The organism is Rhodoglobus sp. G.S.4 (genome assembly GCF_056619605.1).
The window spans coordinates 2,374,985-2,395,489 of record NZ_CM152748.1 but is presented as its reverse complement, the minus strand read 5'-3'; the positions used below and the strand labels follow the sequence as shown (position 1 = coordinate 2,395,489).

19 protein-coding genes are annotated in these 20,505 nt (G+C 58.6%); 18 read left to right on the top strand and 1 reads right to left on the bottom strand.

The genetic code is table 11. The features are described 5' to 3' along the window. The first annotated feature begins 30 nt into the window (after positions 1–30). The 12 genes from AC061P_RS11850 to tuf all read left to right on the top strand — a co-directional run bounded on the left by AC061P_RS11850 (position 31) and on the right by tuf (position 12,862). Positions 31–1,410: a type IV pilus modification PilV family protein gene (locus AC061P_RS11850; RefSeq protein WP_449647460.1), complete on the top strand. Its 1,380-nt coding sequence runs from the start codon at positions 31–33 to the stop codon at positions 1,408–1,410. After that, the gene (locus AC061P_RS11845; protein ID WP_449647459.1) at positions 1,410–2,114 is read left to right on the top strand and encodes a prepilin-type N-terminal cleavage/methylation domain-containing protein; all 705 of its coding nucleotides are present in this window, start codon (positions 1,410–1,412) and stop codon (positions 2,112–2,114) included. Before AC061P_RS11850 ends, AC061P_RS11845 begins: the two co-directional genes overlap by 1 nt. Next, positions 2,111–3,844 (top strand): hypothetical protein, encoded by a 1,734-nt coding sequence (locus AC061P_RS11840; RefSeq protein ID WP_480391271.1) that lies wholly within the window; start codon positions 2,111–2,113, stop codon positions 3,842–3,844. The genes AC061P_RS11845 and AC061P_RS11840 overlap by 4 nt, the downstream gene beginning before the upstream one ends. Beyond that, complete coding sequence (locus AC061P_RS11835) at positions 3,844–4,647, top strand: prepilin peptidase (RefSeq protein ID WP_449647457.1); 804 nt, start codon at positions 3,844–3,846, stop codon at positions 4,645–4,647. Before AC061P_RS11840 ends, AC061P_RS11835 begins: the two co-directional genes overlap by 1 nt. A gap of 18 nt (positions 4,648–4,665) precedes the next feature. Beyond that, complete coding sequence (gene pilM / locus AC061P_RS11830) at positions 4,666–5,706, top strand: type IV pilus assembly protein PilM (protein WP_449647456.1); 1,041 nt, start codon at positions 4,666–4,668, stop codon at positions 5,704–5,706. Further along, entirely contained in the window at positions 5,703–6,509 is an 807-nt protein-coding gene (locus AC061P_RS11825; protein WP_449647455.1) for a fimbrial assembly protein, read from the top strand. Before pilM ends, AC061P_RS11825 begins: the two co-directional genes overlap by 4 nt. After that, positions 6,506–7,213: a hypothetical protein gene (locus tag AC061P_RS11820; RefSeq protein ID WP_449647454.1), complete on the top strand. Its 708-nt coding sequence runs from the start codon at positions 6,506–6,508 to the stop codon at positions 7,211–7,213. The genes AC061P_RS11825 and AC061P_RS11820 overlap by 4 nt, the downstream gene beginning before the upstream one ends. A 115-nt stretch (positions 7,214–7,328) precedes the next feature. Beyond that, positions 7,329–8,177, top strand: coding sequence for a hypothetical protein (locus AC061P_RS11815; RefSeq protein ID WP_449647453.1), 849 nt, complete (start codon positions 7,329–7,331; stop codon positions 8,175–8,177). A 333-nt stretch (positions 8,178–8,510) separates the two neighbouring features. Further along, on the top strand, positions 8,511–8,885 hold the full coding sequence (gene rpsL / locus AC061P_RS11810) for a 30S ribosomal protein S12 (protein WP_097060154.1): 375 nt from the start codon (positions 8,511–8,513) through the stop codon (positions 8,883–8,885). After that, entirely contained in the window at positions 8,885–9,355 is a 471-nt protein-coding gene (gene rpsG, locus AC061P_RS11805) for a 30S ribosomal protein S7 (protein ID WP_010203848.1), read from the top strand. The genes rpsL and rpsG overlap by 1 nt, the downstream gene beginning before the upstream one ends. Positions 9,356–9,444: 89 nt before the next feature. Further along, on the top strand, positions 9,445–11,559 hold the full coding sequence (gene fusA, locus AC061P_RS11800; RefSeq protein ID WP_449647452.1) for an elongation factor G: 2,115 nt from the start codon (positions 9,445–9,447) through the stop codon (positions 11,557–11,559). A 109-nt stretch (positions 11,560–11,668) separates the two neighbouring features. Further along, on the top strand, positions 11,669–12,862 hold the full coding sequence (tuf, locus tag AC061P_RS11795) for an elongation factor Tu (protein WP_449647451.1): 1,194 nt from the start codon (positions 11,669–11,671) through the stop codon (positions 12,860–12,862). A gap of 78 nt (positions 12,863–12,940) precedes the next feature. On the opposite strand, the gene AC061P_RS11790 is transcribed toward tuf, so the two are convergent. Beyond that, positions 12,941–13,708 carry an IclR family transcriptional regulator gene (locus tag AC061P_RS11790; RefSeq protein ID WP_480391270.1) on the bottom strand — a complete coding sequence of 256 codons (768 nt, stop codon included), beginning with the start codon at positions 13,706–13,708 and terminating at the stop codon, positions 12,941–12,943. A 79-nt stretch (positions 13,709–13,787) separates the two neighbouring features. On the opposite strand from AC061P_RS11790, the gene hutH reads away from it, so the two are divergent. From hutH to rplC, 6 genes are all read left to right on the top strand, one after another. Further along, entirely contained in the window at positions 13,788–15,332 is a 1,545-nt protein-coding gene (gene hutH / locus AC061P_RS11785) for a histidine ammonia-lyase (protein ID WP_480391269.1), read from the top strand. Between the two features lie 24 nt (positions 15,333–15,356). Beyond that, positions 15,357–17,006 carry a urocanate hydratase gene (gene hutU / locus AC061P_RS11780; RefSeq protein WP_449647448.1) on the top strand — a complete coding sequence of 550 codons (1,650 nt, stop codon included), beginning with the start codon at positions 15,357–15,359 and terminating at the stop codon, positions 17,004–17,006. Further along, positions 16,993–17,850: an agmatinase family protein gene (locus tag AC061P_RS11775; protein WP_480391268.1), complete on the top strand. Its 858-nt coding sequence runs from the start codon at positions 16,993–16,995 to the stop codon at positions 17,848–17,850. Before hutU ends, AC061P_RS11775 begins: the two co-directional genes overlap by 14 nt. Beyond that, positions 17,847–19,055 (top strand): imidazolonepropionase, encoded by a 1,209-nt coding sequence (hutI, locus tag AC061P_RS11770; protein WP_480391267.1) that lies wholly within the window; start codon positions 17,847–17,849, stop codon positions 19,053–19,055. Before AC061P_RS11775 ends, hutI begins: the two co-directional genes overlap by 4 nt. Before the next feature lie 449 nt (positions 19,056–19,504). Further along, complete coding sequence (gene rpsJ / locus AC061P_RS11765; protein WP_009773132.1) at positions 19,505–19,813, top strand: 30S ribosomal protein S10; 309 nt, start codon at positions 19,505–19,507, stop codon at positions 19,811–19,813. A 40-nt stretch (positions 19,814–19,853) separates the two neighbouring features. Further along, positions 19,854–20,504, top strand: a complete 651-nt coding sequence (gene rplC, locus AC061P_RS11760) for a 50S ribosomal protein L3 (protein WP_343922599.1) — start codon at positions 19,854–19,856, stop codon at positions 20,502–20,504. Position 20,505 lies beyond the last annotated feature (1 nt).

Below are 20,505 nucleotides of genomic sequence, written 5' to 3'. Positions count from 1 at the left end.
AACCCTTAAACCCGTACGAAAGGGCTCATCATGCATCAGGTTCTACAGCGTCTTCGTAGCTCCGACGCAGGAATGAGCCTTCTAGAAGTACTCGTCGCGATGATGATCTTCGCAATTGTTTCGCTTGGCGTGCTTCACACACTCACCACGGTTCTCAGCGTTACCCGCGATAACCGTTCTCGCGTCGTTGCAGCAAACCTCGCCTCTCAAGAAATTGACTTGGCTCGAGATGCTGGCGACGTTTTCACACTCTTTGATGACACCTACACGAAGACTCTCAACGGCGATGTCTTCACCGTGACCCGTTCCACGCAGTGGGTGTCGTCGAGCAACACTTCGGCATCGTGTGGCACCGGCGGCGGAACCCTTCAGTACAAGCGCATCAACATCGCCGTGACGTGGCCGAACATGCGCCAGGGCACTCAGCCCGTTCGCTTTGACACCCTCCTAGCTCCGGATGATCGAATTAACGACCCGGCGCTCGGAACCATTCTGGTTTCGGTAATTAGTGGCTCCGGTGGAGGTGCTGCGGGAGTGCAAGTGACTGCCACTCCGGCGTCCCCCGCCAACGGTGCCCAAAACCTTTCCGTGTCGCCACCGGCAACTGATGCTCAGGGATGCAGCTACATCCTGAAGGTGGCGCCGGGTAATTACAACGTCAAAGTTTCACGCTCCGGGTACATCACGGATGCCGGTCAGATTACTGCGCCAACCAAGCTCACGCAGGTCGTCGCCGGCACCGCCAGCTCAGTCTCTTTCAACTACGACAAAGCAGCGAAGTTCCGAGTGAAGTACATTTCTGACCCGGTTCCTGCCAAGATCCAGATTCCTAAGGACTTGACCACCTCCTTTAGTAGTTCCTATGGGGTTCATTTGAGCAGCGCCAGCAACGCGAACCTTTCTCGCGATGTTGACCTGTTCCCGTGGCGATCGGGCTACATCGGCTATGCCGGAAAATATGTCGCGAAACCCGAAGACACGACGAGCACTGCGCCGTATTGCGCATCACCGAACCCCGTACTGTGGCCAGAGGTCGACGTGGCAGGGACCATCTATCGCTCGCCAACCCCTGTTCCGGTCGCAGCGAATCCGGGGGACACCGTCGATCTGACTGTTCCGATGGGGCTCGTAGCTGTGAACGGCCTATCGGGGAAGGTTCTTCGGGCGATTTCAACCAACCCGGTATTGGGGAGTGCCGATCCTGGCTGCACCACGAGCAATGTATTGACCTTCGACTCGCTGGCTTCTGACACAACTCACATCGCACTTCCGTACGGCACGTGGCAGATGCAAAAAGCCAGCGGCAGCGGCTGGACGAATCTTGGGTCTAGTGAGGCCAATTCTCCCGTTGTTGGTGGCACCGCCGCCATTCCGGGAATAGTGACTGTTGATCCCCGGGTGGCACCATAATGAACAAATTTCGCACAGCGCTGCTCGCTCATGTTTCGCGAGTCCGTCGTGAAGACGCCGGAGTCACCCTGAGTGAGCTCATCGTCACGATCGCTCTCATGGGAATGCTCTTGGCCATGGTGATGACCATCTTCATCACGTTTACTACCACCTTTGCGAGCGAGCGTTCCGCGACGTCGAACACTGCTGGCGCGACTATCGCGATGAATGAGCTCACGCGAGTCATTCGTTCGGGAACTGAAAACCCTGTGGCTAGTTCAACGCTCAACGATCCCGTGTTTAGCTACGCAGGCGCAGAACACGTCGTGCTGCAGGCCTACCTGGATACGGATGCGGCGAACCCCCAGCCCGTCAAGGTCGAGTTCGTGATTACTGCCGACCGCACCCTCGTTGAGCGGCGTTGGAGTGCCCGCCTCTTGACGTCTGGCTATTTCACTTTTGAGCCAACAGTGGCATCCGAACGGACAGTAGTTCGCCAAATTGCGGTCGGAACGACCCCGGTCTTCCGATTCTTTAATGACCAAAACGTCGAACTTGTCCCTTCTGGCGGAACTCTCACCCTGGCGCAGCGTCGACAGGTGGCGGCTGTCAAGGTGTCGATGACCGTACAAACTGACCCGACCGGACGTGCGAAAACAGCAAGTCTGGAAAATACCGTAGGTATCCCGAACCTCGGTCTCTCTAGGATTGGAATCAACCGATGATCCGATTATTGCGCGCTCGCATCGCCGGAGAACGCGGTGCCGCTCTGCCCATGGTGATCGGCATTACCGTGGTGCTGGGACTGCTCGTCACTAGCGCCGTGGCCTTCGCCACTGGAGGGTTCCGGCAGGCTGCTTCGACGCAACAATGGTCGGCATCGCTCGCTGCGGCATACGCGGGCGTAGAGGATTACCAGAGCCGGCTCTCAGAAGACACCTCCTATGTGCAATACGGAAACCCGGCAGCGACATTTTCTGCCGGTAGTGACGTGCGACTGCCGACCGGGGCGAATGCAAATCCTGCTTTCAATGTCGCAGCGGGTCAGCCCTGGGTGCCCATTCCTGGCGGAGCCGGAGCTTCATCATTCCGCTACGAAGTTGACAACTCCGACTATGCGGGCAGCGGCGTCATTCGTGTGCGTTCGACAGGAAAAGTCGGCGCAGAAACTCGCACCATCGTGGCCGACCTTCGGCAGTCTGGCTTCATCGACTTCCTCTACTTCACTGACTACGAAATTCAGGATCCGGCATTCTCGGGCGAATCAAGCTCGTGCGTTAAATACTGGTGGGATGGCCGCAGCGGCATCTCAGGAAACTGCGGCGAGATTGCCTTCGGTAGCAACGACGTCGTCGACGGTCCAGCCCACTCCAACGACACCATCCGGATCTGTAACGCGACGTTCCTCGGTGCTGTAACGACGAGCTACGCGCCGTCAAGTGGGCTTCGGTACAACCCCCGAGACTCGCGCGGCTACAGCTGCAGCGGACAAACTTTTGGCGTACCGAATTCACCGGCTTTCAGCCCGGTAATTGGAATGCCTGCTACGAACTCTCAGCACCTTCGGGAAACGCGATCAGATCTAGTCACCAACGGTGTTCCTCGTCCTGGTTGCCTCTACACCGGGCCAACCGAGATCACCCTGAACTCGAACGGAACCATCACGGTTCACTCGCCGTGGACAAAGAAAACTCGGATCACGGGCTCGCCCGCGACAGGCGGAAGCACCCCGTCAGAGTGCGGCAACGTTTCCCGAATCACTGGCAGCTCCGGCGACACATTCACATTGCCGCCGAGCAACGTCATCTACGTGCAAGATGTTCCCGCGGTCTCCACCGACCCCAACTACTCGGGAACCAAAAACAATGATCGTCCCTCCGGTCTTAAGTGTGAGGGTGCAGACGGCCAGAGCAACGGAAATGGCATTGGCTACCCGACTCACAATGAGTCCGCATCCAGCAGCTCATACGGATGTCGGTCTGGTGACCTCTTCGTCAAGGGCACGCTCAGTGGGCAGACAACTCTCTCCGCCGAGCACTACGTGTATATAACGGGAAACATTCGGTACAACGACCCGCAAGAGGATGTTTTGGGTCTCGTCGGAAACGACGCTGTGTGGGTTTGGAACCCGGCTCGTAGCAGCTACCAGACCGTGCTCAACGACAGCAGTCGTCACATCGATGCCGCGATCCTGTCCGTCGGGCACACGTTCGCCGTGCAGAACCCCGGTGTGGGTAACGGGCGAGGAACGCTGACGGTAAACGGAGCAATTGCGCAGAAGTTCCGTGGAATCGTGCGCTCGGGAAGCGGCGGATACTCGAAGGACTACGTCTATGACACGCGACTGCGTTACACAGCGCCTCCGAAGTTCTTGTCCCCGGTGACCACAACGTATGGCGTCAACGTGTGGATTGAAGTTTCGCCAGCGTTCGCCTCAACGGGTGCCAAGCTCTGATGACCGCAACTTTTTTACTCGTTATCTTTGCGGTGCTTCTTGGATTAGCCGTCGGCTCGTTCGTGAACGTCGTAGTGTGGCGCGTGCCACGGGGCGAAAAGATTTCGACACCGCCGAGCGCGTGCCCGAAATGCGAGCACGCTATTCGCTGGTACGACAACATTCCCGTCTGGGGATGGCTGTTGCTGCGCGGAAAGTGCCGAGACTGCGGTGAGCCGATCTCTGCTCGCTATCCGCTCGTCGAAGCGAGCACGGCAATTACTTTTGGTGTCATCGCGGCAGTAGTTGGCGCTGAGACGAACCTGATCTGGACCTTGCCGGCCTTTCTCTATTTGGCGGCGATCTCGATCGCCTTGACGCTGATCGATCTCGATACTCAAACACTGCCAAACAAGATCGTGCTGCCGTCGATTCTGGTCGGAGTTGCGCTCTTGGCTCTCGCGAGCGTAGGTACCGGCAATTGGGGTGCTCTCCTCGGTGCCCTAGCCGGTGCGGCAGCGCTCTTCGTCTTCTACTTCATTGTGGCGCTTATCTCTCCACGGGGGATGGGAATGGGCGATGTGAAGTTGTCCGCCGTTCTTGGCCTCTACTTGGGTTGGCTCGGTTGGGGTGTGCTTGCGGTTGGCGCATTCGCCGCATTCTTGTTTGGCGGCGTCTTCGCTGTTGTGCTGCTGCTGATCGGACGGGCGCGTCGTCGCACCGCAATTCCGTTCGGGCCGTGGATGATAGCGGGAGCATGGTTGGGAATTGCTTTCGGATCACAAATTTGGAACGGATATATGGTGGCGAGCGGTCTTAGCTGATCGTCACCGGGGGGATATATGGGAAAGAAACTAGTAGGGCTGGACATCGGCACGACAGCCATTCGTGCTGTCGAGGTCGAGAATCCACAACAACCACGACCAACGATTCTTCGCTTTGGTGAAGTCCCGCTGCCCGAAGGTGCCGTGCGTGCCGGAGAGGTAATTGACTCTGCGACCGTAACCGCAGCCATCCGCAAACTGTGGACACAGACTGGCATCCGTACGAAGGAAGTCGTTTTGGGAGTCGGCAACTCCAAGGTGCTCGCGCGTGACATCAAAGTTCCCCGACTACCACTCAACCAGGTGCGCGAATCGCTTCCGTTCCAAGTGCAGGATCTTCTTCCCGTGCCAGCGACCGAGGCCCTCCTCGACTTCTACCCCGCCGCAGAGGCAGAGGGCGAAAACGGCCCGATGCTCTCGGGAATGCTCGTCGCTGCGATCAAGGCTCCTGTCCTAGTGAACGTGAACGCGGCGGTTGCTGCTGGCGTCCACCCGGAGAACGTCGATCTCTCACCCTTCGCGCTCACGAGACTTTTCTCGGGGCCGGAGTCAGCGAACCTCACAACTCTTTTGGTTCACATCGGTGCCGCTACCACTACGCTCGTCGCCCTCGATGGCCACGTACCTCACTTTGTGCGTCTTCTCCCCAGCGGAGGAGCCGACATCACCAAGGGAATTTCGCAGCGCATGGACATCTCGACGCGTGATGCCGAAGCGATCAAACGCTCGGTTGGTGTTGTTGCCGCGCGCGCAACGCCAGAGCAGCGCCCAGCACTCGAAGTATCATTCGAACTCGTCAACGAAACACTCTTGGCCATTCGTGCCACGATGCAGTACTTCCAGAACGCGAGAAGTAACCGCGCAATCGATCGCATCGTTATGAGCGGGGGCGGTTCGCGCCTGCTCGGTCTTGTTGAGACAGTCTCCGAATTCACCAAAGTACCGGCGACGCAGCCTGATCCGTTCTCGCTGGTGACTGTGGCTCGTGGCCTTCGTGGCACGGGTGACGCTCAAGATATGTCTCTCGCACTTGGATTGGTCACGGGGGTATCAGCATGAGCGACAAGAAACCAGCAGCACGTCGTGAGGTGAAGGTCGCGATTGCGTACCCACCCCATGTCAGGCTTTTGCCACCAGAGGTCGGCCAACGTAAGGCAGCCAATCGTGCCAGAGGGCGAGCAATTTTTGTCGCCATCATCGCGCTAGGAGTCGCCATTCTTGCGGCGGGTGGCGCGAACCTAGTCTCTCTGCAACGTGTTCTCGCCCTAGATAACGCTCGAGCGACCACGCTCTCACTCACCCAACAACAGGGCGAGTACACCGAGGTACGCACGGCGAACCAGAAGCTCCAATCGAGCACGAGTGCTCGAATTTTCGCGACATCTACCGAGATTTCGGTCAGAACTATTGTGAGTGGTCTGGGCGGCAAGCTTTCCTCCGGCATGGCGATTGGTGCCTACGATTTCGAAACCGCCACTCCGCTTCTGGGATACGGGGAGTCTGTCTCACCGCTAGACCCGGAACGTATGGCAATGTTCAACATCCGAATTCTCGCCCCGACGCTCGCGCAACTTGATGTTTGGGTTCGCTCAGGAGTTGACGTTCCCGGCGTTGCTGACATTTCGGTTGTCTCGGCAGAATGGGACGAGGCGGGGTATTACACCGGTCAAGTAGCAGTTTTGATCAGTCGCGACGCGCTCCTTCATCGCTTCGACGGTTTCGTGCCAGAAGGCGAAGAAGCCGAGTCAGAGGAAGAGGCTGCTCCGGCGCCGACAGAAACACCCGCACCCAGCGAAACTCCCGCTCCCAGCGAAACTCCCGCTCCGGAGGTTGGCACGAATGAAGAGGAGAACGGCTCATGACATTGACACGAATGTGGAGTCTGATCGGTGCCGTCGCGGTCATTGTGATCCTGCTGGCGGGCTATGCCGCCGGAGTAGCGCCCGCGCTCGCGGCTGCCGATAGCGCAAACGAAGAGATCGCCAGCGTTGAGCTGCAGAACTCGCTAAAGAAGAACGAGCTTGCTGATTTGAAAGAACTGTCCGAGAACTCGGACACGTTGTTTGCAGACTTGGCAGAAGTGCAACGGTCAATTCCGACCGGCCACGAAACGTCGGTCTTCGCAAGCAAACTCGGCTCCCTAGCCGCAGCAGCTGGCGTTACGCTGGTGAAAATCAGCTATGTCAGCGCTGCGGATGCGCTAGCACCCGAGGAGGAAGCTGCGCCGGTCGTGCCTGCTGAAGGCGACGAAGCTGGCACTGCTGAAACGGATGCCGCGACCCCTGCTCCCGCTCCTGATGTAGCATCCGCTTCACAGTCGGTGCCCTCAGTGCCGGGTCTAGTAGCTATTGGTGTTGACATCCAGATCGCTGGCTCCTACTCCGCCATTCACACATTCCTCGAGAGTGTCCAGTCTGCCGATAGATCATTTTCCGTCGCGAATGTTTCGGTCGAGGCTGACAGCACCCTGACGACGTGGGAGATGACAATTAGCGGCGCCGTCTATGTGCTGCTTGATGGCCCGACCACGATTGTTTCCACCGGTGAAGGAACCAACGTCAACTAGACGCAGATGAGACTCGAGAACGCCACGATGCACTCAGTCGTGGCGTTCTCCTCATTTTTGAACCTTCGCTCAGTAGACTAGGCTCATCAGTCGCTGGCACGAGGAGGCAACAGTCATGACCGATCCATCTGTAGAGCGTGGTTCTTCCGATCTGAACCACGACAACATTGAGGATGCCGTAGTCGTTGACGAGACGGCCACCGACGAAGCAACAGCAACGACGGCCACGCCGCTTGTAGAGCCTGCTGTCGACTCATCTGCTGCATCTGCTGACCCTGTCTACGACGACGCGACGGTCGAGGCCGAAGCCGAACCGTTAGCAGAACCAGTGGTTGAGTATGAGCCCGAGATCGTCACCGAGGCTGAGCCCAACGTTACGAGTGCCGCTGGCGCCACGAGCACTTCGGCATCCGGCGAACCGCGCGTTGTTTACGTAACCGCGCCGACACCGCCCAAGGCGGCAGGCAACCGCGGCTTTGGTGTGTTCATCGCCCTCGTTTCCACCCTGGTTTTCGCCATCGTCTTCGCGATCGCCGTTGCGATTGTTAACGCCGTACAGGCAGGTCGAGTGGATATCGGGTTCGTGCAGCAACCTGCGTTTTACGTGCCCATTGCGTTCTTCGCTCTCGGGTCGATCATTATTGCCCTCCTCGTGAACCGTGCGGGCTGGGCAGCTCACGTGTTCGCCAGCATCATTGTTGGACTAGTCGTCTATTTCGGCACGGTTGGAGTGCTTCTACTCGCTAACGGCGTCATCCAGAACACTCCAGAGCAGGCTCAGTTGCTCTTCGCCCTCGCACTCATTGATCCGCGAGTGATTGCTGGCGGATTGATCGCACGCGAAGTCGCATTGTGGACCGGTGCACTAGTCGCCAAGCGCGGCCGCAAGGTGACCGAGCGCAACCGTGAAACCCGCGCGCAGTGGGAAGCAGAGGTCGCAGAGAAATCTGCAGCTCAGCACTAGTCGCGATTGCGCAGTCATCAGGAAGTTTTGCTTGCTGCGTGCGCGCTGTGACCATTTGACCCCGGCCGGTCCGGGGGGCTATTCTTTCTGAGGTGTGCGCTTTGTCGTGCGCTTGAACCGTGCCATCGGCCCAAACCGCTATTGCGGGGTTCATGCGTGAGTCACTTCACACCACAGGGTTCAGTCTTCTGGCTGACCCCCACGGCATATTCGCAAACCATCCGATCAGTTCGGCTGGGGCGTGGGTCCAGATGAACTCGAAGTTCTGAGAAGAGCTTCGAATGCTAACCATCATGACGCTGTCACCGTGCAGCAAAATCAAGGAGTAATTTAGTGCCCACCATTCAGCAGTTGGTGCGTAAGGGACGCTCGCCGAAGGTCGTTAAGACCAAGGCTCCCGCCCTTAAGTCCAACCCGCAGCAGCGCGGCGTTTGCACGCGTGTCTACACAACAACCCCGAAGAAGCCGAACTCGGCTCTCCGCAAGGTTGCTCGTGTCAAGCTTTCCAACGGCACCGAGGTCACCGCGTACATTCCCGGAGAAGGTCACAACCTTCAAGAGCACTCGATGGTGCTCATCCGTGGTGGTCGTGTAAAGGACCTCCCCGGTGTTCGCTACAAGATCGTTCGCGGAGCGCTCGACACCCAAGCCGTTAAGAACCGTAAGCAGGCTCGTAGCCTCTACGGCGCGAAGAAGGATAAGAAGTAATGCCTCGTAAAGGACCAGCACCAAAGCGTCCCGTAGTCGCGGATCCGGTTTACGGCGCCCCCATTGTCAGCCAGCTTGTCAACAAGATCCTTCTTGATGGCAAGAAGGGCCTCGCAGAGCGCATCGTTTACGGCGCACTCGCAGGCGTTACAGAGAAGACCGGCCAAGACGCCGTTGTCACGCTCAAGAAGGCACTCGATAACGTGCGTCCGACCCTTGAGGTCAAGTCGCGTCGTGTCGGTGGCTCGACCTACCAGGTTCCTGTTGAGGTCAAGTCGCACCGAGCAAACACTCTTGCATTGCGTTGGCTCACGAGCTACGCAAAGGGTCGTCGTGAAAAGACGATGACTGAGCGTCTCACCAATGAAATTCTGGACGCATCGAATGGACTCGGCGCCGCTGTAAAGCGTCGTGAAGACACCCACAAGATGGCCGAATCGAACAAGGCATTCGCTCACTACCGCTGGTAGTAGCTGCTCGTAGTGAAGCGAGTCAGGCTTTGTCTGACTCGCTTCACTATTGAGATTCTTTCTTTTCAATCAAACTTTCGGAGGAACCTGTGGCACAGGACGTGCTCACCGACCTGACTAAGGTCCGCAACATTGGCATCATGGCTCACATCGATGCTGGCAAGACCACAACGACTGAGCGCATCCTTTACTACACGGGTGTAAACCACAAAATTGGTGAAACTCACGATGGTGCGTCGACTACTGACTGGATGGAGCAGGAGCAAGAGCGTGGCATCACGATCACGTCTGCTGCTGTTACCTGTTTCTGGAACAAGAACCAGATCAACATCATCGACACCCCCGGCCACGTTGACTTCACGGTTGAGGTGGAGCGTTCGCTCCGCGTTCTCGACGGTGCCGTTGCCGTGTTCGACGGTAAAGAGGGTGTAGAACCGCAGTCGGAGACTGTTTGGCGCCAGGCCGACAAGTACGACGTTCCCCGCATCTGCTTCGTCAACAAGATGGACAAGATGGGCGCGGACTTCTACTACACCGTAGACACCATCGTGAAGCGCCTCGGCGCTCGCCCCCTCGTTCTTCAGCTCCCTATCGGACTCGAATCTGCGTTCGAGGGTGTTGTTGACCTCGTTGAAATGCGCGCACTGACGTGGCGTGGAGACTCCAAGGGTGACGTCGAGATGGGCTCAAAGTACGCCATCGAAGAGATCCCAGAAGACCTCAAGGAGAAGGCTGCGGAATACCGCACCGCTCTCCTCGAGGTTGTTGCTGAGACTGATGACGCCATCATGGAGCGCTACTTCGCCGGCGAAGAGATCACTGTTCCTGAGATCAAGGCTGCGATTCGCAAGCTGACAGTCAACAGCGAGATCTACCCCGTTCTCTGTGGTTCTGCATTCAAGAACCGTGGCGTTCAGCCCATGCTTGACGCCGTTATCGACTACCTTCCTTCGCCGGTTGACGTGCCTCCCATGGAAGCACGCGACCCCCGCGATGAAGACAAGATCGTCATCCGCAAGCCTGACTCCTCGGAGCCGTTCTCGGCTCTGGCCTTCAAGGTTGCAGTGCACCCCTTCTTCGGTCGCCTCACGTACATTCGCGTGTACTCGGGACACCTTGACTCTGGTGGAGCTGTTGCTAACTCCACCAAGGGCAAGAAGGAGCGCATCGGGAAGATCTTCCAGATGGCTGCCAACAAGGAAATCCCTGTCGACAGCGTTACCGCTGGACACATCTACGCCGTTATCGGCCTCAAGGACACGACGACCGGTGACACCCTGTGTGACCTGAACGACCAAGTTGTTCTTGAGTCGATGACGTTCCCGGAGCCCGTTATTGAGGTTGCGATCGAGCCGAAGACGAAGGCTGACCAAGAAAAGCTTGGTCTCGCCATTCAGAAGCTTGCTGAAGAAGACCCCACGTTCCGTACCGAACAGAACCAGGAAACTGGCCAGACGGTTATCAAGGGAATGGGTGAACTTCACCTCGACATCCTCGTAGACCGCATGAAGCGCGAATTCAACGTTGAAGCCAACGTTGGTAAGCCGCAGGTTGCGTACCGCGAAACGATCCGTCGCATTGTGGACAAGCACGACTACACCCACAAGAAGCAGACGGGTGGATCGGGTCAGTTCGCAAAGGTCCAGATTTCGCTCGAGCCGATGGAAGTTTCCGGCGACACCGTTTACGAATTCGTGAACAAGGTCACCGGTGGCCGTATTCCTCGTGAATACATCGGATCGATCGATCAGGGCTTCCAGGCGTCAATGGGTGTCGGAGTCCTCGCAGGATTCCCGATGGTCGGCGTCAAGGGAATTATCCTCGATGGTGCTGCTCACGATGTTGACTCGTCAGAAATGGCGTTCAAGATCGCGGGAACGATGGCATTCAAAGAGGCAGCGCGCAAGGCTGACCCAGTTCTCCTCGAGCCGCTCATGGCGGTCGAGGTTCGTACTCCCGAGGAGTACATGGGAGACGTCATCGGTGACCTAAACAGTCGCCGCGGACAGATCCAGTCCATGGAGGACGCGACCGGCGTAAAGGTTGTTCGCGCCCACGTACCGCTGTCGGAAATGTTCGGTTACGTCGGTGACTTGAGGTCGAAGACCTCGGGTCGCGCGGTGTACTCGATGACGTTCGACAGTTACTCTGAGGTTCCCCGTGCGGTAGCTGACGAGATTATTCAAAAGAACAAGGGCGAGTAATCGCCGCACTACCAGCGCGCAACTAACATAGATACACACCAACTTGCGAAACATTCGGCAGTGAAAAGTCGTCGAGTGCAGAGCAACCGAGTCCTGAGGAGGACCCACAGTGGCTAAGGCCAAGTTCGAGCGGACCAAGCCGCACGTAAACATCGGAACCATCGGTCACGTCGACCACGGAAAGACCACGCTCACCGCAGCGATCTCGAAGGTACTTGCAGACAAGTTCCCTTCGGCGACCAACGTTCAGCGTGACTTCTCGTCGATTGACTCGGCTCCGGAAGAGCGTCAGCGCGGCATCACGATCAACATCTCGCACGTTGAGTACGAGACCACCAAGCGCCACTACGCACACGTAGACGCTCCGGGCCACGCTGACTACATCAAGAACATGATCACCGGTGCAGCTCAGATGGACGGTGCAATCCTCGTGGTTGCAGCGACCGACGGACCGATGGCTCAGACTCGCGAGCACGTACTGCTCGCCAAGCAGGTCGGCGTGCCGTACCTGATGGTCGCACTCAACAAGTCCGACATGGTTGATGACGAAGAGATCCTTGAGCTCGTTGAGCTCGAGGTTCGTGAACTTCTCTCCAGCCAGGGATTCGATGGCGACAACGCTCCTGTTGTTCGCGTATCGGGCCTCAAGGCACTTGAGGGTGACGAGAAGTGGACCCAGTCCATCCTCGACCTCATGGACGCTGTTGACGAGAATGTTCCTGACCCCATCCGCGACAAGGACAAGCCGTTCTTGATGCCGGTTGAGGACGTCTTCACGATCACTGGTCGTGGAACCGTTGTTACGGGCCGCGCCGAGCGTGGAACGCTGTCGATCAACTCTGACGTTGAGATTGTTGGAATCCGTCCGACCCAGAAGACCACGGTCACTGGTATCGAGATGTTCCACAAGCAGCTCGATGAAGCATGGGCTGGCGAGAACTGTGGTCTGCTTCTTCGTGGAACCAAGCGTGAAGATGTAGAGCGTGGACAGGTTGTTGTTAAGCCTGGTTCCGTTACACCTCACACGAACTTCGAGGGAACCGCATACATCCTGTCAAAGGATGAGGGTGGGCGTCACAACCCGTTCTACGCGAACTACCGCCCGCAGTTCTACTTCCGCACCACCGACGTCACCGGCGTCATCACGTTGCCTGAGGGCACCGAGATGGTTATGCCTGGCGACACCACTGACATGACCGTTGAGCTTATTCAGCCCATCGCCATGGAAGAGGGCCTCGGCTTCGCCATCCGTGAGGGTGGACGTACCGTAGGTGCCGGTAAGGTAACCAAGGTTCTGGCGTAACTCCAGCACTAATTGCGACTGAGGGTCGAGCCGAAAGGCTCGGCCCTTCGTCGTTTAACGAGTGACTAGTGCCGTCGTTTAGCCAGTTCGGCCCGTAAGACGCGCGGTGAGTGCGCGCGCAGTTGCCACGGTTGCAGCACCGAGTTCGTCCCAGCGCTCGTCGACGGCATCCGCTCTGAAGGTGAGTCCAATGGCCGCTGAGGGGTAGCCGTTTCGGTCAAAGGCTGCGGCACCGACGGATGCGTAGTCGACAGCAACGTCACCGACTTCTACTGCCCAGCCACGCTCGCGAGTTGTCGTTAGCAGTTGGCTGAGCTCAGCCAGAGTTTGGGGCCCCACAGCTTGGCGTCGTGTCAGCGACGCGCGTGAAGGGTAAATTGCGCGCACCTGAGATGACGTGAGTTGGGCGAGCATTGCGCGACCGGTTGCGGTGAGGTGCGCTGGGAGTCGGACTCCTACGGAAGATACGGTCGTTGGTGCGCGAGACCCCTGCACTCGAGCCGCATAGCTGACTTCGGCGCCGCTGAGAACGGCGAGGTGGGCGACGACGGGGATCGGCGCTTGGTTTGCGAGGCTCTGCATGAGTGCGGTGGCCAAACGCGACAGGCGTTCGCTGCGCAATGCCGAAGTGCCTATGTCGGAGACGAGGGCGCTGAGACCGTAGGTGCGATCCTCGGGATAGTGAACGACGAAGCCTTCGTCGATCATGACGGCGAGCAACTGATACACGGATGAGCGGGGCAGCTCTAGTTCGCGCGCGAGGCTCGATGCCTGGACGGGGCCCGGTCGGGATGCGAAGTATTTCAGTACGGCCATGGTGTTTCGGGCTGCAGGGATTTCGGGCATAACACTCCTGTCTGAGATCTCAGACACCATATCGCGTTTTGCTCTCGCGGTGGATGGTCGATAGGCGTTCACTGGGAGCATGATTCTTGACCCAGACATGGCCATCACCATCGGCGTAGGACCTTTGAGCATCCAAGATGTTGTTGCGGTGGCCCGACACGGGGCACCCGTGCAGCTAGATCCCGCTGCCTACGAGGCGATCACTGCATCCCGCGCTGTGATTGACGCGCTGGCTGACGACGTGAGACCCCATTACGGTGTCTCGACAGGCTTTGGGGCTCTTGCGACAAAACACATCGCGCCAGAGCAGCGCCTGCAGTTGCAGAGATCACTGGTTCGCAGTCATGCAGCAAGCTCCGGTGCAGAAATTGACGCCGAGGTCGTGCGCGGAACAATGCTGCTGCGCCTCTCGACGATGGCGACCGGCCGCACAGGAGTCCGACCAGTGGTGGCCGAAACCTATGCTGCGATACTCAATGCCGGCATCACGCCAATTGTGGGGGAGTACGGCAGTCTCGGTTGCTCCGGGGATCTTGCGCCGCTCGCGCACTGTGCGCTGGCTGCCATGGGCGAAGGAGACGTGCGGGTTGCTGGCGAACTCCTGCCGGCATCGGCCGCGTTGCGCGCCGCAGGAATTGAGCCAGTTGTCTTGCACGAGAAAGAAGGGCTCGCGCTCATCAACGGCACCGATGGGATGCTCGGGATGCTCTCTCTCGCGATCACGGATCTGCAGACCTTGCTGACGACCGCCGACCTTGCTGCCGCACTCAGCGTTGAGGGGCTTGCTGGCACCGATCGCGTGTTTGCCGAGGATCTTCAACAACTGCGACCACACCCGGGCCAAGCGCAGTCCGCAGCCAACATGCGTTCCGTGCTCGCAGGTTCCGGAACTATTGCAGCGCACGCCAGCACCGGCTTCACGAGAGTGCAAGATGCGTATTCGCTGCGGTGCGCACCCCAAGTTCACGGTGCAGCCCGCGACACCGTCGAGCACACCACGGTGGTCGCGAATCGTGAACTAGCAAGCGCAATAGACAACCCTGTAGTCACTCTCGATGGCCGGCTGGAGTCCAACGGAAACTTCCATGGTGCCCCTGTCGGCTACGCCCTAGATTTTCTTGCGATCGTGACCGCGGATGTCGCGAGCATGAGCGAACGTCGCACCGACCGCTTTCTCGACAGCAACCGTAATGGCGGACTCAACGCCTTCCTCGCTGGCGACCCCGGTGTTGATTCCGGCCACATGATTGCGCAGTACACCCAGGCGGGAATCGTGAGTGAGTTGAAGAGGCTGGCGGCACCGGCATCCGTCGATTCGATTCCGACGAGTGCGATGCAGGAAGATCACGTGTCGATGGGCTGGAGTGCTGGTCTCAAGTTGCGCCGAAGCATTGACGGTCTCTCGCGAGTCATTGCCATCGAGCTCCTCACCGCCGCCCGCGGAATTGAGATGCGGGGAGAGACACCATCGCCAGTTTCGGCGTCAGTGATTGCTGCGATTCGCGAGCACGTTCCCGGTGCTGGGCCAGACCGGTATTTGGCGCCGGATATCGCCGCGAGCGTTGAGCTTGTTCAGTCCGGCGCGCTGCTGGAAGCCGCCAGATCCGTCACCACGCTTCACTAGCCTCGACCGTCATTAGGAGCAGTCATGATTACCGCACACCGTGGAAGCACTCTCAATACTTTGGGTTGGCAGCAGGAGGGCGCATTGCGCATGCTGCAGAACAATCTCGATCCTGAGGTTGCCGAGCATCCTGAAGATCTCGTTGTGTATGGGGGCACCGGTAAGGCGGCGCGCGACTGGCCAAGCTATCACGCCATCATTCGTTCGCTCACGACCCTCAAAGGCGATGAGACTCTGCTCGTTCAGTCGGGAAAGCCGGTTGGCGTCATGCAGACGCATGAGTGGGCGCCTCGAGTTCTTCTCGCTAACTCGAATCTGGTTGGCGATTGGGCGAACTGGGATGAGTTCCGCCGCCTTGAGCAGTTGGGGCTCACAATGTACGGCCAGATGACGGCGGGGTCTTGGATCTACATCGGCACGCAAGGCATCCTGCAGGGAACTTATGAAACGTTCTCGGCGGTCGCGGCGAAACGATTCGGTGGAACTTTGGCTGGCACGATTACTCTCACTGCTGGCCTCGGAGGCATGGGTGGCGCTCAGCCCCTCGCGGTAACCATGAACGATGGTGTTGCTATCTGTATCGATGTTGATCAGAGCCGCATCACGCGTCGCATTGATCATGGATACCTCGATGTGGAGGCGAAGTCACTCGCTCACGCGGTGGAGCTGGCGGTTGCTGCCCGCGATGCCAAGAAACCGTTGTCGATCGGTGTTCTCGCGAATGCGGCGGCGGCGGTGCCCGAGCTCCTTGCCATGGGTGCGCCCATCGATATCGTGACCGACCAGACGAGCGCTCACGACCCACTCGCCTATCTTCCGCTCGGCGTCGATTTCACTGACTGGGAGGATGCTCGCCGTGATCCGGGCTTCGCGCAGCGCTCGCGGGAGTCAATGGCCATCCATGTCGAGGGAATGGTCGGCTTCCAGCAGCAAGGAGCCGAAGTGTTCGACTACGGCAACAATCTCCGCACTGAAGCGCTCGCGGCGGGTTACGCGAACGCGTTTGCCTTTCCAGGTTTTGTGCCTGCCTATATTCGTCCCCTCTTCGCTGAGGGCAAGGGCCCGTTCCGTTGGGCGGCGCTCAGTGGCGAAGCCAGTGACATCCACAAGACGGATCAGGCGATTCTCAAGCTCTTCCCGGAAAACGAATCGTTGGCTCGCTGGATCAAGCTGGCGGGGGAGAGGGTGAAATTCCAGGGACTCCCTGCGCGTATCTGCTGGTTGGGTTATGGCGAGCGAGACAAGGCGGGACTTCTGTTTAACGAGATGGTGTCTTCTGGTGAATTGGCGGCGCCTCTCGCTATCGGGCGTGACCACCTCGATAGTGGTTCGGTCGCGTCGCCGTATCGCGAGACGGAAGCTATGAAGGACGGCTCGGATGCGATTGCCGACTGGCCGTTATTGAACGCGCTTGTTAACACCTCGTCTGGTGCCACGTGGGTGTCGATCCATCACGGAGGTGGAGTCGGTATTGGTCGATCGATTCACGCTGGCCAGGTGACGGTTGCTGACGGGACAGAACTCGCAGCACAGAAACTCGAAAGGGTGCTGACGAACGATCCGGGAATGGGCGTTATCCGTCACGTCGATGCTGGCTACGATGAAGCCATTGCTGTCGCTGACAATCTTGGCGTGCGCATCCCGATGACGGAAGGTGACAATGCTCAACTCTGATCCGCTCTGGCCGCGTGCGGGGGGCTGGCCTTCGCCGGTTGATGAAGAGTGGGCGGATGTCGCGCTCATTGGTATGCCGACGTCGCGCACGTCACTCTCGCCGACGCAGGCGCATACGACTCCTGCTGCGGTGCGTGAACTGTTGTGTCGCTATGCAGCGCTGACTGAGCTCCGCATCGTGGATGTGGGTAATGTGCGCGAGCCGGATCTCAACGAGCAGGGGGCGATCGATGCGGTCGCGGCGTTGCGGGCAGACTTCGTAATCGCGTTGGGGGGCGACAATGCGACGACTGTGCCGACGGCGCTGGGGCGGTGGGGTGATGCTGTTGATACTGCTGGTCTCATCACTCTTGACGCTCACTATGATTTGCGCGATGGCACCACCAATGGTTCTCCTGTGCGGCGTTTGCTGGAGGCTGGCCTTGATGGGCGTCGTGTTGTTCAAATCGGCATCGAGCCTTTGGCGAACTCGCTCGCGTATGCCGAGCGTGCTCGCGATGCCGGTATTACGGTAATCACGCGTGATGAACTGCGGGTGCGGTCTATGGAAGATGTGATGGCTCAGGCGCTAGAAATTGCTGGGGCCGGTGGTGGCCCGATCCATGTCGACTTTGATGTGGATGTGTGCGATCGCGCTGTAGCTCCGGCGTGCCCAGCATCGGTTCCTGGGGGTATTTCGGCGATTGAGTTGCGCGCTGCGGCTCGAATCGCGGGCGCTCACTCTGCGGTCTCATCGATTGACCTCGTTGAAGTGGATGCCGCTTCCGACTCGGCAGATGAACGAACGGTGCGTTTGGTCGCGCTCTGTGTTCTTGAGGCGATTTCGGGCGTTGCGTTGCGATGACCGCGACCACCGGCATCCCGCTCCCTAACGCTGCACCGCGCAGCACAGTGATTGACAACATTGGCGTTCTGCTGACTCATGACGTTGAGCGGCCAGAGTTGACCGATGCTGCGATCGTTTTTGAGAATGGTCGCGTTGCGTGGTGGGGCGCGTCTGCAGCGGCACCAACTGCGGATGTCCGGGTCGATGCCGAGGGCGGGTGCGTGCTGCCGGGTTTCGTCGATAGTCATAGTCACTTGATGTTTGCCGGGGATCGTTCGGACGAGTTTGAGGCGCGGATGGCGGGGCGCCGCTATGAGGCTGGCGGGATTCGTCGCACTGTTGCGCTGTCCCGTGACGCCAGTGACGCCGAGCTTTTCGCGAATGCGGCGAAGTTGGTTGCAGAGATGCGCCGTCAGGGGACAACGACGGCAGAGATCAAGAGTGGTTATGGTTTGAGCGTGCACGATGAGGCGCGGATGTTGCGTCTCGCCTCTACGCTCACGTCGGAGACAACGTTCTTGGGAGCTCACGTTGTGCCTACGGAGTTTGCTGATGATCGTGCCGCTTACGTGCGGCTGGTCGTTGGGGAGATGCTCAATGCTTGTGCGCCGTATTCACGTTGGATCGACGTGTTCTGTGACAACGGGGCCTTCACTGAAGAAGAGACGCGCACCATCATCGGCGCTGGGCAGGCGCGTGGGCTTGGTGCACGACTTCATGGCGCACAGCTTGGTGAGTCCGGCGCTGTGCAGCTTGCCGTTGAGTTGGGGGCGGCAAGTGTCGACCACTGCACGTATCTCAGCGATGCTGATGTTGATGCGCTCGCTGGCAGCAACACAGTGGCTGGAGTGCTGCCCGGGGTGGAGTTCTCAACGAAGCACCCCTTTGTGGATGCGCGGCGTCTCCTTGACGCCGGAGTGACGGTTGCTCTGGCCAGTGATTGCAATCCGGGTTCCAGTTTCACGTCATCCATCCCGTTCTGTATAGCGCTCGCGGTGCGAGACATGGGGATGACATCTCTCGAGGCGGTTACGGCGGCTACGATGGGAGGTGCCCGTTCTTTGCGCCTCGACGATGTCGGGCATTTGGCGTTGGGTGCCCGCGCAAATGCTCAAATTCTGGATGCTCCGAACTATCGTCATTTGGCCTATCGTCCCGGTGTTCCGCTGGTCGCGAGCATCTTTGTGGATGGCGTGCACGAGCTGGTGAAGCGCCCTCACTAAATAGGTGCACAATTCCGACACGCCCGGGTTGCAGCAAATGCCCGGATGTGACAGACTCTTCTAGTTCAACATTTCGCCACCTCGTGTGTGCGAATCACTCCCAGGCAGTGCATAGTTCCACAAGGTGTGCCTTACGCAGAGCGTGAGTCATGCAAGGTGTAGTAGCTAGGCCGCGGGGAGCAGAACCAAGCTTAACCAACTCCCCACAACCTCTCGAAAGAGAACATCGTCTTGAGAAAGATGATTTGCGGGGAAAGTGTGTGCCGGCTAGCCAGCACATTCTCCTCGCATTTACGCGAGTTGGTACTACGAGCAGCGACAGCAAGAACTTGACAGATAAATAGTGGTGCGAAAGCAGAAGTGCTGAGCGTCTTCGGGTGGCAACATCCGGCGTCGAACAGCCCAGGTGCACGCAGTGCAGCCAAAGTACTAAGGGAAGAGAGCCAGTCATGGCGGGACAAAAGATCCGCATTCGACTTAAGTCGTACGACCACGAGGTCATCGACTCGTCGGCACGCAAAATTGTTGACACGGTTACCCGCGCGGGTGCCACGGTAGTAGGCCCAGTGCCTCTGCCCACCGAGAAGAACGTGATTGCGGTCATCCGTTCTCCCCACAAGTACAAGGACAGCCGCGAGCACTTCGAGAAGCGCACCCACAAGCGGCTCATCGACATCATCGACCCGACGCCCAAGGCTGTGGATTCGCTTATGCGTCTCGACCTGCCGGCCGACGTCAACATCGAGATCAAGCTTTAGCTCGCGCAGTTATTGAGCGACAGAGCCGATAAGGAAAATAATGTCTATAACTAAGACGACTAAGGGTCTGCTGGGCAAGAAGCTCGGTATGACTCAGGTTTGGGACGAGAACAACAAGCTCGTTCCCGTGACTGTTGTCGAAATCACCCCGAACGTTGTTACGCAGCTGCGTACGCCCGAGGTTGATGGATACAGTGCAGTTCAGATCGCGTACGGCCAGATTGACCCTCGTAAGGTCAACAAGCCGCTCACCGGTCACTTCGACAAGGCTGGCGTTACGCCTCGCCGTCACATCACCGAGATTCGCACCCCTGACGCCGCGGAGTACACCGTTGGTCAGGAGCTCGCGGTCGACATCTTCACCCCAGGCTCGAAGGTCGACGTTGTCGGCACGAGCAAGGGTAAGGGTTTCGCCGGTGTTATGAAGCGTCACAACTTCAAGGGTGTATCTGCGAGCCACGGTTCGCACCGCAACCACCGCAAGCCTGGTTCCATTGGTGCCTCGTCGACCCCCAGCCGTGTCTTCAAGGGCATGCGCATGGCCGGTCGTATGGGTGGTGACCGTGTAACGGTTATGAACCTCGCCGTCCACGCGATCGACCTTGAGAAGGGACTCGTGCTCATCAAGGGCGCCGTTCCCGGAGCTCGCGGTCGCATCGTCTTCGTCCGCAACGCAGTGAAGGGGGCGTAGT

What these genes read in the sequence shown, in the direction of transcription:
- AC061P_RS11815 (WP_449647453.1), top strand. Translation starts at nt 7,329, where the DNA reads ATGACCGATCCATCTGTAGAGCGTGGTTCTTCCGATCTGAACCACGAC.
- pilM (WP_449647456.1), top strand. Translation starts at nt 4,666, where the DNA reads ATGGGAAAGAAACTAGTAGGGCTGGACATCGGCACGACAGCCATTCGT.
- AC061P_RS11820 (WP_449647454.1), top strand. Translation starts at nt 6,506, where the DNA reads ATGACATTGACACGAATGTGGAGTCTGATCGGTGCCGTCGCGGTCATT.
- hutU (WP_449647448.1), top strand. Translation starts at nt 15,357, where the DNA reads ATGATTACCGCACACCGTGGAAGCACTCTCAATACTTTGGGTTGGCAG.
- AC061P_RS11840 (WP_480391271.1), top strand. Translation starts at nt 2,111, where the DNA reads ATGATCCGATTATTGCGCGCTCGCATCGCCGGAGAACGCGGTGCCGCT.
- hutI (WP_480391267.1), top strand. Translation starts at nt 17,847, where the DNA reads ATGACCGCGACCACCGGCATCCCGCTCCCTAACGCTGCACCGCGCAGC.
- rpsJ (WP_009773132.1), top strand. Translation starts at nt 19,505, where the DNA reads ATGGCGGGACAAAAGATCCGCATTCGACTTAAGTCGTACGACCACGAG.
- AC061P_RS11775 (WP_480391268.1), top strand. Translation starts at nt 16,993, where the DNA reads ATGCTCAACTCTGATCCGCTCTGGCCGCGTGCGGGGGGCTGGCCTTCG.
- AC061P_RS11850 (WP_449647460.1), top strand. Translation starts at nt 31, where the DNA reads ATGCATCAGGTTCTACAGCGTCTTCGTAGCTCCGACGCAGGAATGAGC.
- AC061P_RS11845 (WP_449647459.1), top strand. Translation starts at nt 1,410, where the DNA reads ATGAACAAATTTCGCACAGCGCTGCTCGCTCATGTTTCGCGAGTCCGT.
- rplC (WP_343922599.1), top strand. Translation starts at nt 19,854, where the DNA reads ATGTCTATAACTAAGACGACTAAGGGTCTGCTGGGCAAGAAGCTCGGT.
- hutH (WP_480391269.1), top strand. Translation starts at nt 13,788, where the DNA reads ATGATTCTTGACCCAGACATGGCCATCACCATCGGCGTAGGACCTTTG.
- AC061P_RS11825 (WP_449647455.1), top strand. Translation starts at nt 5,703, where the DNA reads ATGAGCGACAAGAAACCAGCAGCACGTCGTGAGGTGAAGGTCGCGATT.
- rpsG (WP_010203848.1), top strand. Translation starts at nt 8,885, where the DNA reads ATGCCTCGTAAAGGACCAGCACCAAAGCGTCCCGTAGTCGCGGATCCG.
- AC061P_RS11835 (WP_449647457.1), top strand. Translation starts at nt 3,844, where the DNA reads ATGACCGCAACTTTTTTACTCGTTATCTTTGCGGTGCTTCTTGGATTA.
- AC061P_RS11790 (WP_480391270.1), bottom strand. Translation starts at nt 13,708, where the DNA reads ATGCCCGAAATCCCTGCAGCCCGAAACACCATGGCCGTACTGAAATAC.